Origin of the sequence: Reichenbachiella sp. MSK19-1, assembly GCF_003590315.1 — a bacterium.
Classification (GTDB): domain Bacteria; phylum Bacteroidota; class Bacteroidia; order Cytophagales; family Cyclobacteriaceae; genus Reichenbachiella; species Reichenbachiella agariperforans.
The window spans coordinates 1-16,913 of the sequence record NZ_MIER01000018.1 but is presented as its reverse complement, the minus strand read 5'-3'; the positions used below and the strand labels follow the sequence as shown (position 1 = coordinate 16,913).

The following is a 16,913-nucleotide window of genomic DNA, read 5'->3' as shown; positions in this document are numbered from 1 at the left end:
AATGCTCGCTTTGTTCAATGCTTTGTATTCTTGTGGACTTTGGACACGGCGCAATTAATATAATATTGCGTTACGAAGTATCCATTAATATATAATTTTACCGCAAATAATAAGTAGAGCTAATTGGAAAACAAAAAAACCTTATCAAACCGCCTCACGACCAAGTATTTGTTGATCGTACGAAATGAGGAGAATTTTGCAGAGAAGACTACCTATACCTTTACTTATGCAAAGATCATACTTTCGATAGTTTCTATTTTTCTATTGCTATCAGTATTGAGTTTCTATCTCACTACGACGCTTCTAGAAGAAATGTTTGATCCTCGTTTTGCACAGCTCACAGCTACTCGTGATGTAATTCGTCTCACCGAGAAGGTGGATTCGCTAGAGACCGAAGTGATCATGAAGGAACAGTTTATTGATAATTTTAAGATGATCGTATCAGGAGAGGATGATGCATTTGAAAAAGTAGAAGGAACTGAGAATATAGGATCAACTGAAATCAAAGAAATCGTGCAGTCAGAGGAAAGTATAAACCCGATCGACTCACAGTTTAGAAAAGAATTTGAAAATCGAGGGGTAGATCTACAGTCATCTGAGTCGACACTATCGCAGGAGCTACAGGAGTTTTACCTATTCAAGCCTGTCGAAGGAATAGTCTCCGATGGATTTGATCCGCATCGTGACCATATGGGAATAGACGTAGTGGCCAAACAGGACGAGCCTGTAAAGGCAGTCGCAGACGGCACGGTCGTTTTTTCATCTTGGACACAGGATTCGGGATATGTCATATCGATACAACATAGAGGTAATTTAATCTCCATGTACAAGCACAATTCGGAATTATTCAAAAAGGTTGGTAATTTTGTAACTGCTGGAGAGGTAATATCAATAATTGGTAACACTGGCGAATTAACATCAGGGCCTCATTTGCATTTTGAGCTGTGGTATGATGGTAACCCGATTGATCCAGAAGAGTTCATTAGATTTTAAACCCATCTGTTATGTTTAATAAAAAGCAAGACGTGAAAGACGAACAAGAACTAAGTAATTCGAGCAATATCATCGGTAAAGGAACTGTCCTGTCAGGTGATATAGAGACCTATGGTAACATCAGAATAGAAGGCAAGATTGTCGGAAACATGAAGACAAAGTCTAAGGCTGCCTGTGGACATTCGTCTCATATAGAAGGAAACATCTTAGCACAGAACGCCGAGATCGCAGGCCATGTTACTGGCAAAGTAGAGGTGTCCGAGTTACTTATACTCAAACCATCAGCAGTCATCAATGGTGATATTATTACCAATAAGTTGATTGTTGAATCAGGTGCTACTTTCAACGGAGGCTGTAAAATGGGCGTCACCATCAAGGAAATCAGAATTGGAGACCAATCAGAAGGGCATTCGCCCATCAGAAAAGCGGAGTAAAACTCCGGGGTACAACTACCTAAGATATTCGGGGCTAGCATTTCAGATGCTAGCCTTTATTTTATTGGGGGTGTGGGGAGGATATAAACTCGATGAATGGCTCGAAATGGAATATCCCGTCTTCACGATTGTCCTTTCACTATTTGGCGTGATTGGTTCACTTGTCAATTTGATCAAAAACTTACCGAAAGAATAAAATGACAAAAGGTCTCATTCGAATTACAGTGTTTTCTTTATTTCTTGTCTTTGTACAATACGTTGCAGCGCAGATCGTGTCTGTGGATCTATTACACCCATATCTTTTGTGGATACTGGTGTTTTTTTGGGTGGTGAGTTTAGGAATGCATGTGCTGTCGCACGTTGCGCATGATGCCTTAGATATGGATATGACATTGATTTTACTCGCTGGAGTGACAGGTAGATTGCTCATTGCTATCATTGCGATGGTGACTGTAGCACTCTTTGGCGTAGAGAACAAGAGTCTATTTATTATCAATTTTGCGGCGGTCTATTTGTTTTATTTAGTGTTTGAAATCAGTAGTGTATTGTCTAACTTGCGCTCGAATTTGAAGTAAGGGTAAATGAAGAAAATTATAACCGTTTGTAAGCAGTTTAAGGTCAGTATATTAGCCATGCTCATGGTAATGGCAACCTCTGCAAGCGTTTTTGCCTCAGATACCACTGAGGGTGAGGCTTTCGATCCAGGTGCCATGATTACGCATCATATTGGTGACGATTATATCTGGCATTTTTTTGATGGTCACTACGGTACGCTGTACCTTCCTGTTATTCTATACACGGATCAGGGACTTGAGATCTTCTCCTCATCTAACTTCTACGACGAACATCACAATCAGGTTGAGTACAATGGGTACAAATTGGAGCACGGTCATATTGCTGCATTAGATGGAAGCCACCCTTTAGATTTTTCGATCACCAAGAATGTTGCTTCACTTTTTATCAGTGCGTTTTTACTTCTAGTAGTATTCTTTGTGGTAGCTAAAGGGTATAAAAACCCTAAGAAGGCTCCAAAGGGTATCCAATCCTTTTTCGAGCCGATTATTATTTTCATCAGAGATGAAATTGCGATTCCAAACATTGGTGAGAAACAACATAAAAGGTTTTTGCCTTTCCTATTGACATTGTTCTTTTTTATCTGGTTTAATAACCTACTTGGCTTGATGCCTGGAGGAGCTAACTTGACAGGGAATATTTCAGTGACATTTGTATTGGCATGTATCGTGCTAATCATTACTTTGTTTAGTACCAAAAAATATTACTGGCAGCACATCTTTGCTACACCTGGAGTGCCATGGCCAGTGATGATTATCTTGATTCCTATCGAATTGGTTGGGATTTTGACAAAGCCTTTCTCCTTGATGGTCAGACTTTTCGCTAACATCACAGCAGGTCATATCATCATTTTGAGTTTATTCAGTTTGATTTTCATTTTTGAGAGCATGGCCGTAGCACCTGTGAGTGTGGCTTTTGCTATCTTTATGAACTTCCTAGAGCTATTTGTTGCCTTACTTCAGGCCTATGTATTTACCTTGCTGAGTGCAATGTATTTTGGATCGGCTGTAGAAGAGGCTCACCACTAGAATTTGAATGTTTAATTTATAAATATAAATACTATGTTAGCAAGTTTGTTAATGGACATGAGTTTTGCAATAATGGGTGCTGGTATCGGTGCAGGTCTTGTTGCGATAGGCGCAGGATTAGGTATCGGTAAAATCGGTGGTTCTGCTATGGAATCAATCGCTAGGCAACCAGAAGCTGGTGGTAAGATTCAAACTGCAATGATTATTGCAGCGGCTCTTATCGAAGGTGTTGCACTTTTCGGTGTGGTAGTTTGTCTACTAATATCGTTCAAGTAAAACGAATTTAAGTCTCTCTGAATTAGTCGGAGAGACTTATCTTTCTCATGTGATGCCCCTGTATAGGGGAGTCAACAGCAATTATCGCATGTGTAGCATGTGAATTAATATTCATCAAATTAGATAATAAAGAAATGGAATTAGTTACTCCAGGTATAGGGTTGATTTTTTGGCAGACGATTACGTTCTTAATCGTGTTGGGTCTGTTGGCAGCATTTGTATGGAGACCGATCACAGATGCTTTGAGAGCACGTGAGGGGTTCATCGCTGACTCTCTAGATGCTGCGGAAAATGCCAAAAAGGACATTGCCAAGCTAAAAGAGGATAACGAATACCTACTCAAAGAAGCACGCATCGAAAGAGATAAGATTTTGGCACAGGCCAATGAAGCAGCTAAGCAAATCAAGGAGGCTGCTAAAGAAGAGACCGCTAAGATCACCGCTAAGATGACCGCAGATGCTAAAGCAGTGATTGTTTCTGAAAAGAACGCTGCCTTGACTGAGGTGAAGGATTTGGTCGCTACGCTCTCTTTAGATATCGCAGAAAAGGTGCTGAGAAAAAGCCTAGAAGATAAAAAGGCGCAAGAGTCGCTGGTTAAAGAATTAATCAAAGACATCAAAGTAAGCTAATATGTCAGAACATAGGATAGCCTCAAGGTATGCTAAGTCTCTGCTCGATCTCTCGATAGAGAAGGGCACGCTAGAAGAGGTAGCAAAGGATATGGAACAATTTGCACAACTCTGTGTCTCCAATAGAGAGTTGTTCTTGCTAATGAGAAATCCAATTGTGTCACATGGCAAAAAACTATCCATTTTAGATAAGATCTTTGAAGGAAAGGTTAATGTTTTGACACTCTCTTTTTTCAAGTTATTGACTAAAAAGAAAAGAGAAAACCATCTCCCAGAAATCGCGCGTGAGTTTACCGCAGAGTATAACGCACACAAAGGAATAGTAGAATCTAGTATTACAACGGTAGCAGCTATTTCAGAAGATATCAGAACAGAGGTGAAGGCTCTCGTGAAGAAGATCACCAGTAAAAAGGAAGTCATCTTAGTGGAGCATGTTGACGAAGCATTGATTGGTGGTTTTGTGCTAAAAATTGCAGATAGACAAATCGACGATAGCGTCAGTAGTAAATTAAGAGAGCTGAAATTGAAATTCAGCCAAAGAAATTTTGTAAGTCAAGCCTAATATAGGCCCATAATCGAAGAATAAGTAAACGTATTATACAATGGCAGATGTAAGACCAGACGAAGTATCAGCAATATTGAGAGAGCAACTCTCAGACTTCAGAACAGAAGCTGAACTCGAAGAAATTGGAACTGTACTCCAGATCGGTGACGGTGTAGCTCGTATCTACGGCTTGACCCAAGCACAATCAGGTGAGCTTTTAGAGTTCGAAGATGGCCTCAAGGCCATGGTTCTGAACCTAGAAGAAGACAATGTAGGAGCTGTACTTCTTGGTGAGTCTTCTCGTGTAAGAGAAGGTGACACTGTGAAGAGAACGAAGCAAATTGCCTCTATCAAAGCAGGAGATGGCCTATGTGGTAGAGTAGTGGATACACTGGGTAACCCTATCGATGGTAAAGGTCCTATATCAGGAGAACTGTTCGAAATGCCTCTCGAACGAAAAGCTCCTGGAGTAATCTACAGACAGCCAGTAGATGAGCCACTTCAGACAGGTATTACTTCTATTGACTCGATGATTCCGATCGGTAGAGGACAAAGAGAGTTGATCATCGGTGACCGTCAAACAGGTAAGACAGCTGTAGCGATCGATACGATCATCAACCAAAAAGAATTTTATGAAAAAGGCGAGCCTGTATTCTGTATATATGTTGCGATCGGACAGAAAGCATCTACAGTAGCGGGTATCGTGAGTGCACTGGACAAAGCAGGTGCAATGGCTTACACAGTTGTAGTCTCTGCTTCTGCAGCTGACCCAGCTCCGATGCAGTTCTTTGCTCCATTTACAGGTGCAGCGATTGGTGAGTACTTCCGTGATACGGGACGTCCAGCCTTGGTAGTATATGATGATTTGTCTAAGCAAGCAGTTGCTTACCGTGAGGTTTCTCTTCTACTAAGAAGACCTCCAGGGTCAGATCTTCTTGGAGACAAACCTTTTCAACTCGGGTATCAGACCTGCGATTAACGTCGGTATCTCTGTATCTCGTGTAGGAGGATCTGCTCAGATCAAATCGATGAAGAAAGTAGCGGGTACCTTGAAATTGGATCAAGCGCAGTTTAGAGAACTAGAGGCATTTGCCAAGTTTGGGTCTGATCTGGATGCTGCTACTAAGTTGACGATCGAAAGAGGTCAGAAGAACCAAGAGATCTTGAAGCAAGCGCAGTATTCTCCGATCCCAGTAGGGGAGCAGGTAGCGATTATCTATGCTTCTACTAAAGGTTTCATGGACAAAGTGCCTGTAAACAAAGCCAGAGAGTACCAAACTGAACTGATCAACTTGATGAGAGGTCAGCACAGTGATTTGATCGCTCAGCTGGCTGCTGGTAAATTCGATGACGAGTTGACTAAGAAAGTAGGTGCTGTTGCAGCAGAAGTAGCTAAAAATTTTGAAGTAAAAAAATAAGCTGAAATGGCTAATTTGAAGGAAGTAAAGAATAGGATTCAGTCTGTCACCTCGACGCAGCAGATCACCAGTGCCATGAAAATGGTCGCAGCTGCTAAGTTGAAACGTGCACAAGATCGCATCACGCAGATGAGACCTTATTCTCAAAAGCTAACAGGGATTCTACAGAATGTATCTTCGGCATTGGATGGTGATATCGAAAATGCTTTTGGTGAAACCAGAGAGGTAGAAAACGTACTGTTGGTAGTGGTTTCTTCTGACAGAGGGTTGTGTGGTGCTTTTAACAACAACATCTTTAAAGCAGCGGTCAACTTGATCAATGATAAGTATTCGTACGAGCAAAAGCATGATGGTGTACACATTTTACCAATAGGTAAGAAGGCCTTTGAATATTTCTCAAAGCGTAAGTATAGCGTTGTGGACGACTACTATGACATGTTCCAAGATTTGACTTTTGACAAAGTAAAGAAGGCTGCTGAGTTTGCGATGGAGGAGTTTAGAGAAGGGAATTATGACAAAGTGGAGCTGGTCTTCAATGAGTTCAAAAATGTTGCCACTCAAATCGTGAGAACGGAAGAGTTTTTGCCGTTACAATCTGTTGTGCCTAAGGATGGTGAAGCGAAAAAGAAGGATGTTGATTACTTATTCGAGCCATCGACACAGTATGTGGTCAATGAACTCATTCCTAAATCTCTCAAGATTCAGTTTTACAAGGCAGTGTTGGAGTCGAATGCTTCAGAGCATGGTGCGCGAATGACAGCCATGGGACAAGCTACTGATAATGCTGGTGATTTGTTGAAACAGCTGAAATTGACCTACAATAGAACGCGTCAAGCAGCTATTACGAAGGAAATCTTAGAGATTGTAGGTGGGGCAGAAGCGCTCGCTAGCAATTCTTAATTCGAATAATATTGAATATATTCAAAGCCCTGATTGTTAGATCAGGGCTTTTTTTGTACCATACTTTTTATGAATGATAGGGGATGGGGAGACTTATAGCGGTTTTGAAATGGCTAACATGGCTATCGATAGATATTGGATTAGGAGCAGTAGTGTTGACCAATAGCATTGCCTACTTATTTGGAGTAGATATGGATGGCTCTATATCTGTTGCTTTGTTCGTTTGTGTATGGTTGATTTATACGTTAGATCATTTGCTTGACGCAAAAAAGCTCAAGAAAGAGCCAAGTATGGAGCGTCATGCATTTCACTATAGGAATGCATCATGGATATTCTCGGCTTGGATTATCATCGCGGTGTTTAGCTTGTTTCTCGTTTTTTTCTTACCTACTACGACCTTGTTGTATGGGGTAGTGGTTGCTGGTCTGGTGGGAGTATATATTATGTTGGCTTGGTGGCTTAGGGTGTTTGTTGCGAAGGAGTTTCTGATTGCCGTACTGTATGCTGTTGGCGTGTTTATTGGCCCATTGTCCAGTGGGTTGTCGTTGGAGCTGAGACCAACTATAGTTTTTGTTGAACTGGCACTGTTGGCATTGATCAATTTGATGTTGTTTTCGATGTACGAGCAGGAGAAGGATGCCAAAGATGGCTTTAGTTCTTGGGCGACTATTTTTGGGTCTAGCCAACTCAGATCCATCTTGAAGTTGGCATTGCTATCTTTGACGATTGTTTGGGGCTATGGCTTGACGTTGGGTGATGATATGCGATGGCTTCCTTTTCAGCTAATTATTGGTGCGATGGGAGTTTTTTTAGCTTGGCTTTACTGGAAAAGAGATTTCTTTCATGCAAATAAATCTTATCGGGTGATTGGTGATGCGGTTTTCTTTTTTCCGGTGTTGATATTTCTGCTATGAATAATTTTGATCGGATCGCTCCCATATATGATAGACTGGCTAGTTTGGTTTTTTGGGGGAACATCAATCGCGCCGCTCGGACATGGCTGGGTACTATTCCAGTCGGTAGCCATGTGTTGATCATAGGAGGTGGTTCGGGTCAAGTACTTGAAGACTTATGTCTGTTTCATCTTGATTTGAAAATCACTTATATAGAATCGTCACCAAAGATGATTTACCTCGCCCAAAAACGAAATTTAGGGAGCAATAAAGTTCATTTTGTTTGTGATACTTTTCCTAATGCGAAGACGGATCAATTGTTCGATGTGGTAATTGTTAGTTATTTTCTGGACTTGTTTTCACCGGTAGATCTTAAAATCATGATTAGAAATATCTATGATTTGCTTTATAGTGATGGAATGTTACTTGTTACAGATTTTCATATTTATAAACGTAACTATTTCCATCAAATCATGACACGGTGCATGCATATCTTCTTTAGAGTATGTGCTGATTTACAAAGTAGGAGGTTACAGGATATTCATCAAGAGTTGCTTAATCATGGGTTTGTGCTGAAGAATAGTAAGCTTTTTTTTCAACGATTTATTTTTTCAGCGACTTATTTCAAGGAAAATAACGGTTGAGCCGTTTTCATTGTTATAGCAAATAACCTACATTATTTTGTCCAAAAGGAAACCTTGTCTATGTAGAGGTGTCTATGGAGTGTAAAAGTAAGAAAAGTCAGTGCAAAGAGACATTCATAAGGAGGTGATAGCCAAATGCCAACAAGGGGATCGAGCAGCGCAATATGAATTGTATCGCCTGTACTCACATGCCATGTATAATATCTGCCGTAGGATGATTCCTGATGATGATGATGCGAAGGATCTATTACAGGAGGTTTTTATCGAGGTGTTTGGTCAGATAAAAAAATTGAACGATATCAATTTTTTTAGTGCTTGGATCAAGCGTGTGACTATTAATAAGTGTCTGAATGCTTTGAGAAAGAAAAGGCTTTTTGTGATGTCATTAGATGAAGGTATCGACCCGCCGGAGGAAGTCTTGGAAACATATGATCAGGACGTTATGGCGCATGATGTCAAGAGTATTTTACATGCCGCAGAGAACCTGGCACCTGGTGCTAGAACAGTATTCAATTTGTATCTTTTTGATGGGTATGATCATCAAGAGATTGCTGATATACTACAGATTTCAGTGTCGGCATCTAAGTCTCAGTACTGTAAGGCTAAGGCTAAAATTAGAAATATATTGATGAGTGCTAAAGATCAGAAATATGGAACGGGATGATTTGAAACGTTTTGTAGAGGAGACTCGTGGAGCATTTGATGTTCATGAGCTGGATACGGATTTATGGTCTGGTATCGAAGGAAAACTTGGAGAGGCAGAACAAAAGCACCGTGTTATGTCATGGCGTGGTGTACGGAGGTATGTTGCCGTAGTATTGGTATTAGTGGTTTCTTCGGCAGGAATCTTGGGCTGGTTGTCTGAGCCATCGAACAACTATGAAAGAACAGAGCTGACAGAAGTAGAATCTTACTATCAGAATAAAATTGACATTAAGGTTTCCAAGATCTCTGCCTTGGAAGCTGACAAGCAAATTTTGGAAGGACTTGATTTGTTGGATCAATCTTTTATGGAGCTAAAGGAAGACCTCAAAGACAATGCGGACAATGAGGAAGTAATTAACGCGATGATTTCTACCTATCAGGTCAAACTTCAGATTTTGGAACGTATACTCGACGAGTTGGAAGAGAAGAAACAAAAAATCGATGCTTAGGTATTTACGATATTGGCCCTTATGGTTGGCGATTATTCTGACGCCTAGTTTGCTGGCGTGGGCTCAGCCAGTACAGCAATTGACCAAAACGGTATCGAGCTCCTATGCTGTGACTAAAAATACCACAGTAGACTTGTCTAATAAATATGGACAAATATTGATTTCCACATGGAAGGAAGATTCTGTAGTCGTCAATGTCACTATTACAGCATACGAAAAGAGTAATGAAGCCATCGGTAAATTGATGGATCGTGTCATGGTGGATGTGCACTATTTCGGAGGCTTTGTGACGGTCAAAACGATTTTGGACAAGAACTCTAGTTTGCTCAAGGAGCGGTGGAATAGTCTGATGGATGATTCGAAGACACTCACCAACAAAAACAAAATTTCGATAGATTATAAAGTGACCATTCCTGAAGGCTCTACGCTGGTCTTGGAGAATAAATTCGGAGACGTTTACATCAGTGGTCGTGTGTCTAGTCCAAACATATCCATGGCACATGGAGATCTGAAGGCACATGTATTTGATGGTTTGACAAGGATGGATATGAGCTTTGGGAAGATTAATGTTAAGCAAATTGATCAGGGATTTTTGAATCTGCGTAGTGCAGATTTGGTTTTACAAACAACTGGTGATTTGGACTTGACTAGTAGTTCGTCTGTTGTCAATATCAATGAGGTAAACAACATGAAGTTAGACTCTCGAAATGACAAGGTGATCATCAATCATATTCAGATGCTGAGGGGTACTTCCAGTTTTACTGACATGAAAATAGAACGGTTAGATGGTTTTGTTAACTACCACCTCAAATATGGAGAGGTAGTTATTTCGAATGTCCAGTCTGCATTTTCTAATCTCGATATACAGTCTGATTCTGGTGATATCAATGTGACTTTTGATCCTGGGGCGTATGTGTCTATGAATATCACTGGGAGTCAAGATAACCTATACCTGTCTAAGAACTTGCTCCAACTAGATAGAACAGTCATTGATGAAAAAGATAAAATAGTTACTTTGATTGGGTCCGCTGGATTAAAAAAGGACGTGCAGAGTTCTGTCAATTTATCCAGCAATTCTGGGGATATTTTTGTTTATCTATCAGATCAAAAGGGAGTTAAATAGAATAGTATGAGTTTAAAGAGTAGACTATTAGTTGGTTGGTTACTGCTGGGAATGGTGTCTTTCGTTTTTCCATCACTGGCGCAAAGCCAAGATTATGAGCGTTCTGCTGGAGTCAGGCTAGGGAGTACATCTGCTTTGACCTTCAAAAGATTTTTGGGAGAGGAGCAAGCGATTGAATTTTTGTTGAGTGGCCGAGATCATGGCGTTCAACTGACGAGTTTATATATCAAGCATCATCAAATGTCTTTGGGCACATTTGAAAACTTCTATTTTTATGCTGGTGTAGGTGGGCATGCTGGTTATCAAAAGAATAGTGATATCACTAAAGTGCGAGACCCTCAAGATTCAGAATTCTATTACTACAAGGAAGATGAGTTTGTAGAGTTAGGGATTGATGGTTTGGTAGGCATAGAGTGGCGCATATTTAGTATTCCCTTATCGATTAGCGTGGACATCATGCCGCATCTGACTTACGTTGGATTTGCAAAGGTGAACGGTGATTTTTGGGATGGATCCCTCGGTATCAAGTATATATTCTAAAGAAGGATGAAAAGATTAATTATAATAGTTTGTATTGGGTTACTTAGCCAGCAGCTCTATGGTCAGCAAAGGATAGATAACGGTCAAGATGAAATCAAGTCACTGATTAGAAAGGGTGATAGTAACTTGACGGGGTTTGGCAGTTTGGATTTCAAGGCAGGTACGACTAAAGATGAAATGGCCATGCTCATAGGAGTACATGGAGGAGTGCTGATAGATAAGCATGTTATTTTAGGAGCGGGAGCTTATGGATGGGCTGTCAAACCCAGTTTTAGTGGTGTCTTTGAAGGAGGGGGGCAGGATGATTTAGAGTTGAATGGTGGGTATGCTGGGGTTTTGTTGGGATATAAGCTGTTCCCAAAATCCATTGTGCATGTGAGCTTTCCCGTTTTATTAGGTGGAGGGAATGTTCAGGTCATAGATCCCAACTATTTTTTTAGGTACGATGATGATACTGATTTTTCGATTGAGCAATCGAACTTTTTTGTAGCAGATGGAGCGACTCAGTTGGAGCTCAATGTCTCGCATGCTTTTAGGCTAGGGATAGGCGTTGGTTATAGATATGTCAACGGTACGAGACTGGATACCCTGACAGATGAGGATTTATCAGGGTTTTATGGAATGGTATCAGTACAGCTGGGGTATTTTTAGCTGCTTTTGATTAACTCCAGGATGTCGTCGATGTATTCTCGGTTGTTGGCTAGTCTGGGCACTTTGTTTTGTCCTCCCAGTTTCCCTCTTTTTTTCATCCATTGATAGAATGTGCCAGGTTCAGCTATATGAACAACTGGTATTTTAAGTGCTAGGTTTTTGTAGCGTTTGGCATCATAGTCCGAGTTGACTTCTCGAAGTTTCTGGTCAAGGATTTCAGTGAAGTACGCCAGATCTGCTGGTTTTTTATTGAACTCAATAACCCATTCGTGACTACCCTCACTTTTGTCTGTGAAATACATAGGTGCAGCGGTGAAGTTGTCTATCATAGCGCCAGTTTTTTCACATGCGTCAGAGATAGCGGTTTCAGCATTTTCTACGACTAGTTCTTCACCAAATGCGTTGATGAAATGTTTGGTTCTCCCTGCGATTTTAATGCGGTAGGGATCTAGAGATGTGAATTTGATGGTGTCTCCGATGCTGTAGCGCCATAGTCCAGCGTTGGTCGTGATGAGCATGGCGTAGATTTCTCCTAATTTCACCTCCGATAGACTAATAGCTTTTGGCTCATCTTTTTGTATCTCATGATAGGGGATGAATTCGTAGTAGATGCCATAGTCTAGCATGAGTAGGAGTTCTTCCGAATCTTTTTGATCCTGTATCCCAAAAAAACCCTCAGAGGCATTGTAAGTTTCTACATAGCGCATACCACTGGAAGGAATCAGTTGTTTGAACAGGTTTCTATAAGGAGTGAACGAGACAGCTCCATGAAAGAACACTTCTAGGTTGGGCCAGATCTCTGTGATGTCTTTGGCTCCTTTCATTTCCATTAATCGCTGGAGTAGCAAAATAGTCCAGGTAGGCACTCCAGATATACTGGTTACATTTTCGTCTATAGTTGTCTCTGCTAGTTTTGCGATTTTTTCTTCCCAGTTATCCATAAGGGCAATTTCGAGCGACGGGGTTCTGATGATCTGTGCCCACATGGGGAGATTCTTCATGATGACCGCTGAGACATCTCCATAATATGAGTTGGCTTTGGGATCGAGTTCGTTGAGTTGATGACTGCCTCCTAGAGCCAGTCCTTTCCCAGAAAACATTTTGGTATCTGGGTAGTTGTTAACATAGATAGAGATGAGGTCTTTTCCTCCTTTGAAATGACAGTCTTCCAACGCTTCGGCTGACACGGGGATGAACTTGCTTCGTGCGTTTGTAGTACCTGACGATTTAGCAAACCACTTTACATCTGTGGGCCAAAGCAGTTTTTCCTCTCCCTTCATTCTTCGTTCGATGTAGGGGTAGATTTTTTCATAAGTGTGCACTGAGACTTGTTCCCGGTACTGCTCTATATTTTGTATGTCTGCAAATCCATGTTTTTTACCAAATTCAGTTTTTTTGGCGGTTTGAAGTAGCTTGCTTAAGCGCTCCTCTTGGACTTCATGCGGGTATTTCATGAAGAGCTCTATTTGATGAATGCGCTTCTTCATGACCCAGGTCATAATAGAATTTAGTATTTCCAATCTGTCTTAGATTTTTCTCTTGAGTTCAAAATGCCTACCAAGGTATACACGACGCACTTGTTCGTCAGCAGCTAGGTCTTCCGCGGTTCCTGATTTTAGCAGGTTTCCTTCGAACATGAGGTAGGCTCTATCTGTGATAGATAAAGTCTCATTCACATTGTGATCAGTGATCAGAATCCCAATATCTTTGCTCTTCAATTGAGACACGATGCTTTGTATCTCTTCAACAGCAATTGGGTCTACTCCAGCAAAAGGTTCATCGAGTAATACAAAATGAGGATCAATAGCCAAGGCTCTTGCGATTTCGGTTCTGCGTCTTTCTCCTCCTGATAGTGACTGCCCCAGGTTCTTTCGCACTTTGGTTAAGCTGAATTCTTCTAGTAAGTACTCTACCTTTTCTTTCTGATCTTTTTTAGGGATGTTCCGCATTTCTAACACGGACATGATATTTTCTTCAACGGTCAGCTTCCGAAACACCGATGCTTCCTGAGCCAAATAACCCACCCCGAGCTTAGCGCGTTTGTACATGGGTAGCTCTGTGATATCACGGTCATCTAGGTAGATATGACCTTCGTTGGGTTTGACTAGACCAGTGATCATGTAAAATGACGTGGTTTTGCCAGCACCATTGGGCCCCAGCAGACCAACGATCTCTCCTTGATTCACGGTGACAGAAATCCCTTTGACTACCGTTCGGCTTTTATACTTCTTAATTAAATTTTCTGCTCTCAGTTGCATGCTTGTATCTAATTGACGCTAGATCGTTTTTTGGCAATTTTAACCATAATAATTTAAATCAATGAGCTCTCATCATAAACTCTAAGGTCTTTGATCATCAGTTGCAAAGAGGTGTTTCCTCTAAAATTATTTTCTTCTATCGTATAAACCATATCAAAGGATTGACTGATAGTATCCTGATGATCATTCATCCCAAACCCAATAGCGTCAAATACTTGGCTATCTTCTTGATAAACAGCCAGCTTAAGGTGTTTTTCTTTGAGCAGACGGGCGTCGCTCTTTAGGCGGATATTTCGACTAATGAATACAGGTTGCATATTGCCTGGCCCAAAGGGACCCATTTGGTTGAGTATGCTATAGAACTTAGTAGTGATTTGATCTAGTTTGATTTCTGCATCAATCACTATTTTGAGAACCTTGTCCTCTGGGGTGATGACGGCACTAACCACTTTTTCGAACTGATCTTTAAAGGCTACTAGATTTGATTTGTGCATGGTGAGTCCAGCGGCATATTTGTGCCCACCGAATTGTTCTAGATACGAACTACAGGATTCGATTGCTGCATATACATCGAATCCTTCTATCGAACGCGCGGATCCCGTAACCTTTTGATTTGACTCAGTGAGTATAATGGTTGGCCTGTAGTGATGTTCGATACACCTCGACGCGACGATCCCAATGATGCCTTTGTGCCAGTCTTTCTTGAATAGCACGGTAGTGTTTTTATTTAGACTATCCTCTTGGATTAGTGCTAGTGCTTCTTTGGTAATAGACTCATCATAGGATTTTCTTTCTTCATTTTCAAGGTTGAGTTTTTCTGCGAATACCTTGGCGTCCTCTTCAGATGATTGTGTGAGTAGATTCAAAGCTGCATCAGCGTGACTGATTCGGCCGGCCGCATTGATTCGGGGACCTAACCCAAAAACTACATTAGAGATACTTAGTGGTAATTGCATCCCAGATTTCTTAATCAGTGCTTTCAGTCCAGGTATAGCATCAGAATTCAATTTTCTCAATCCGAAGTAAGCCAGCGTTCTGTTTTCTCCAGTTATAGGGACGATATCGCAGGCAATACTCACCGCTACTAGATCAAGGTATTGTAGTAGTTGATTCTCATCCACACCATTCTGGATAGAAAAGGCCTCCAATAGTTTGTAACCTATGCCACATCCCGATAATTCCTTATAAGGATAAGTACAGTCCGCCTGTTTGGGATCTAAAACTGCTATAGCAGGAGGTAGTATCGTCCCCGGTAGATGATGATCACATATAATAGTGTCTATATGGTTGTCAGCTGCTCGCTGGACAGTATCAACTGCACGTATACCACAGTCCAAAGTAATGATGAGGTTCACCCCATGATCTATAGCCCATTCAATCCCTTTCATAGATACGCCATAGCCCTCGGTATATCTATCGGGTATATAGGTGAATAAGTTAGAACTAAAGGATTTGAGGAAATTGTAGACCAAAGCAACCGACGTACTACCGTCCACATCATAGTCACCATATATAAGGATTTTTTCATTATTGAATATGGCATTGGTCAGACGTTCGATCGCTATCGACATGTTTTTCATTTCGAATGGATCATGACTGGTCGATAAAGAAGGACGAAAAAAGGCTTTGGCTATCTCAAAATCATTAATACCTCGTTGTACCAAAAGGGAACATAAAGTATGATCTATACCAAGTGATTCTTTTAAGGTGTTGATCTGTTCTTCTGAAGGCTTTTCTCGAATGATCCATTTCTTATTCATACAGCAAATCTAATATGGTTATAATAGGAAACATATCCTATCCCTAGTGCTGCTCCACTAATATACTAAATGATATTGATACCATATATGAGCATTAGACTTGTTGATATCATGAATAGGGAAGGGTTAGGATATGAAACAAGAAATTAATTTGAGTATAATTCATTGCTTACTAGTGGTTTGTATTATCTGGCGCGGGCTACTGATTTTTCTTCTTAATAAGTACTAGGAAATTAGGTTACTATCTTTCTATCTTTGCGTCCCGTTAAGGGGAAGGGAGCGAAAGGTTTCTGGATTTTTTTAGTGAGGTATCGATATAATTTTGGTGTTAGGTGGTGGTAATTAGCTACTTACTAAGGGCTAGGAATTATTTAGAAATTAATTTCGATATTCTTTGGGATTTGGAGAGGGTTTATTCTTATCTTTGCGTCCCGTTAGGGAGAAAGCGACGAAAGGTTGCTGGATTAGTTTAGTGAAAGGAGTAGAGTGATAAGGGAGAAACTAGTAGTTAAAAGTGCTAGAAAAATGATCTTGAAAAGAGTTAAAAACTTTTTCATCTTTAGTCTTGGAATTAGAAATAACTTTCTTACTTTTGCATCCCGTTACAAAACAACGGGGCAAAACAAGAAGAGAAAGCGACAAAAGGTTGCTGGATTAATGTGCTGAAAACTTCGAATGATAAGGGAGAAACTAGTAGTTAAAAGTGCTAGAAAAATGATCCTGAAAAGAGTTAAAAACTTTTTCATTTTTAGTTTGCAGATAAGAAAAAAGCTTCTTACTTTTGCATCCGCTTCTAGAACGAGAGTTCGGAAAGCGAGCCAAAAGCGGCTTTAAATAGTAAAAGCGGCAGGTTTTTACTGGTAAAGATCAAACGAGATTTTTATAACAATTGACAGAGTGATTCAATAAAATGAGAGAGAATAGCCATCGAGTATATGAGTTAAATCTTTCGAATCACAGGTAGTCAAAACGTTCTTTGAGAAGATGAGAATAAAACAACAAACCGTTCAATGATTGATCTTAGGATCGACTTTGAGTTAAGGCTAGGATATCAGACAACATTGGGTCGTATGACCGCTACCGCTCTTTCGAGAG

19 protein-coding genes and 1 pseudogene are annotated in these 16,913 nt (G+C 40.6%); 17 read left to right on the top strand and 3 right to left on the bottom strand.

Annotated elements, in window-relative coordinates; all coding sequences use genetic code 11:
* Positions 1-123 precede the first annotated feature (123 nt).
* The 17 genes and pseudogenes from BGP76_RS17110 to BGP76_RS17030 all read left to right on the top strand — a co-directional run bounded on the left by BGP76_RS17110 (position 124) and on the right by BGP76_RS17030 (position 11,800).
* Positions 124-993 (top strand): M23 family metallopeptidase, encoded by an 870-nt coding sequence (locus tag BGP76_RS17110; RefSeq protein WP_073125639.1) that lies wholly within the window; start codon positions 124-126, stop codon positions 991-993.
* An 11-nt stretch (positions 994-1,004) separates the two neighbouring features.
* Positions 1,005-1,427 (top strand): polymer-forming cytoskeletal protein, encoded by a 423-nt coding sequence (locus BGP76_RS17105; RefSeq protein ID WP_073125642.1) that lies wholly within the window; start codon positions 1,005-1,007, stop codon positions 1,425-1,427.
* Positions 1,327-1,623 carry an AtpZ/AtpI family protein gene (locus BGP76_RS20575; protein ID WP_255416154.1) on the top strand — a complete coding sequence of 99 codons (297 nt, stop codon included), beginning with the start codon at positions 1,327-1,329 and terminating at the stop codon, positions 1,621-1,623. The genes BGP76_RS17105 and BGP76_RS20575 overlap by 101 nt, the downstream gene beginning before the upstream one ends.
* 1 nt (position 1,624) lies before the next feature.
* A complete protein-coding gene (locus tag BGP76_RS17095) occupies positions 1,625-2,002 on the top strand; it encodes a hypothetical protein (RefSeq protein WP_073125647.1) in 378 nt (125 codons plus the stop codon).
* Between the two features lie 6 nt (positions 2,003-2,008).
* Entirely contained in the window at positions 2,009-3,028 is a 1,020-nt protein-coding gene (atpB, locus tag BGP76_RS17090) for a F0F1 ATP synthase subunit A (RefSeq protein WP_185146857.1), read from the top strand.
* 33 nt (positions 3,029-3,061) lie between these two features.
* Positions 3,062-3,304: an ATP synthase F0 subunit C gene (atpE, locus tag BGP76_RS17085; RefSeq protein WP_073125651.1), complete on the top strand. Its 243-nt coding sequence runs from the start codon at positions 3,062-3,064 to the stop codon at positions 3,302-3,304.
* Between the two features lie 134 nt (positions 3,305-3,438).
* Positions 3,439-3,933 (top strand): F0F1 ATP synthase subunit B, encoded by a 495-nt coding sequence (atpF, locus tag BGP76_RS17080; RefSeq protein ID WP_073125653.1) that lies wholly within the window; start codon positions 3,439-3,441, stop codon positions 3,931-3,933.
* A gap of 1 nt (position 3,934) precedes the next feature.
* Entirely contained in the window at positions 3,935-4,495 is a 561-nt protein-coding gene (gene atpH / locus BGP76_RS17075; protein WP_073125655.1) for an ATP synthase F1 subunit delta, read from the top strand.
* Between the two features lie 40 nt (positions 4,496-4,535).
* Positions 4,536-5,895, top strand: a pseudogene (locus BGP76_RS17070) (F0F1 ATP synthase subunit alpha).
* A 6-nt stretch (positions 5,896-5,901) separates the two neighbouring features.
* Positions 5,902-6,795 carry an ATP synthase F1 subunit gamma gene (gene atpG, locus BGP76_RS17065; protein WP_119845592.1) on the top strand — a complete coding sequence of 298 codons (894 nt, stop codon included), beginning with the start codon at positions 5,902-5,904 and terminating at the stop codon, positions 6,793-6,795.
* 83 nt (positions 6,796-6,878) lie between these two features.
* Positions 6,879-7,709, top strand: a complete 831-nt coding sequence (locus tag BGP76_RS17060) for a UbiA family prenyltransferase (protein ID WP_119845591.1) — start codon at positions 6,879-6,881, stop codon at positions 7,707-7,709.
* Positions 7,706-8,332, top strand: coding sequence for a class I SAM-dependent methyltransferase (locus BGP76_RS17055; protein ID WP_119845590.1), 627 nt, complete (start codon positions 7,706-7,708; stop codon positions 8,330-8,332). Before BGP76_RS17060 ends, BGP76_RS17055 begins: the two co-directional genes overlap by 4 nt.
* Positions 8,333-8,432: 100 nt before the next feature.
* Positions 8,433-8,996 (top strand): RNA polymerase sigma factor, encoded by a 564-nt coding sequence (locus BGP76_RS17050; RefSeq protein WP_073125668.1) that lies wholly within the window; start codon positions 8,433-8,435, stop codon positions 8,994-8,996.
* Entirely contained in the window at positions 8,983-9,486 is a 504-nt protein-coding gene (locus BGP76_RS17045) for a hypothetical protein (RefSeq protein WP_073125671.1), read from the top strand. The genes BGP76_RS17050 and BGP76_RS17045 overlap by 14 nt, the downstream gene beginning before the upstream one ends.
* A complete protein-coding gene (locus BGP76_RS17040; RefSeq protein ID WP_147407502.1) occupies positions 9,479-10,609 on the top strand; it encodes a DUF4097 domain-containing protein in 1,131 nt (376 codons plus the stop codon). The genes BGP76_RS17045 and BGP76_RS17040 overlap by 8 nt, the downstream gene beginning before the upstream one ends.
* Before the next feature lie 6 nt (positions 10,610-10,615).
* Positions 10,616-11,149, top strand: coding sequence for a hypothetical protein (locus BGP76_RS17035; RefSeq protein WP_147407501.1), 534 nt, complete (start codon positions 10,616-10,618; stop codon positions 11,147-11,149).
* A gap of 6 nt (positions 11,150-11,155) precedes the next feature.
* Positions 11,156-11,800, top strand: a complete 645-nt coding sequence (locus BGP76_RS17030; protein ID WP_073125679.1) for a hypothetical protein — start codon at positions 11,156-11,158, stop codon at positions 11,798-11,800.
* Here BGP76_RS17030 and BGP76_RS17025 read toward each other — a convergent pair.
* From BGP76_RS17025 to recJ, 3 genes are read right to left on the bottom strand one after another with little or no spacing between them, the layout of a single operon-like run.
* Complete coding sequence (locus BGP76_RS17025; protein WP_170863860.1) at positions 11,797-13,299, bottom strand: GH3 auxin-responsive promoter family protein; 1,503 nt, start codon at positions 13,297-13,299, stop codon at positions 11,797-11,799. The genes BGP76_RS17030 and BGP76_RS17025 overlap by 4 nt on opposite strands.
* A 27-nt stretch (positions 13,300-13,326) precedes the next feature.
* Positions 13,327-14,058 (bottom strand): LPS export ABC transporter ATP-binding protein, encoded by a 732-nt coding sequence (gene lptB / locus BGP76_RS17020; RefSeq protein ID WP_073125685.1) that lies wholly within the window; start codon positions 14,056-14,058, stop codon positions 13,327-13,329.
* 53 nt (positions 14,059-14,111) lie between these two features.
* Entirely contained in the window at positions 14,112-15,818 is a 1,707-nt protein-coding gene (recJ, locus tag BGP76_RS17015) for a single-stranded-DNA-specific exonuclease RecJ (protein ID WP_119845587.1), read from the bottom strand.
* Positions 15,819-16,913 lie beyond the last annotated feature (1,095 nt).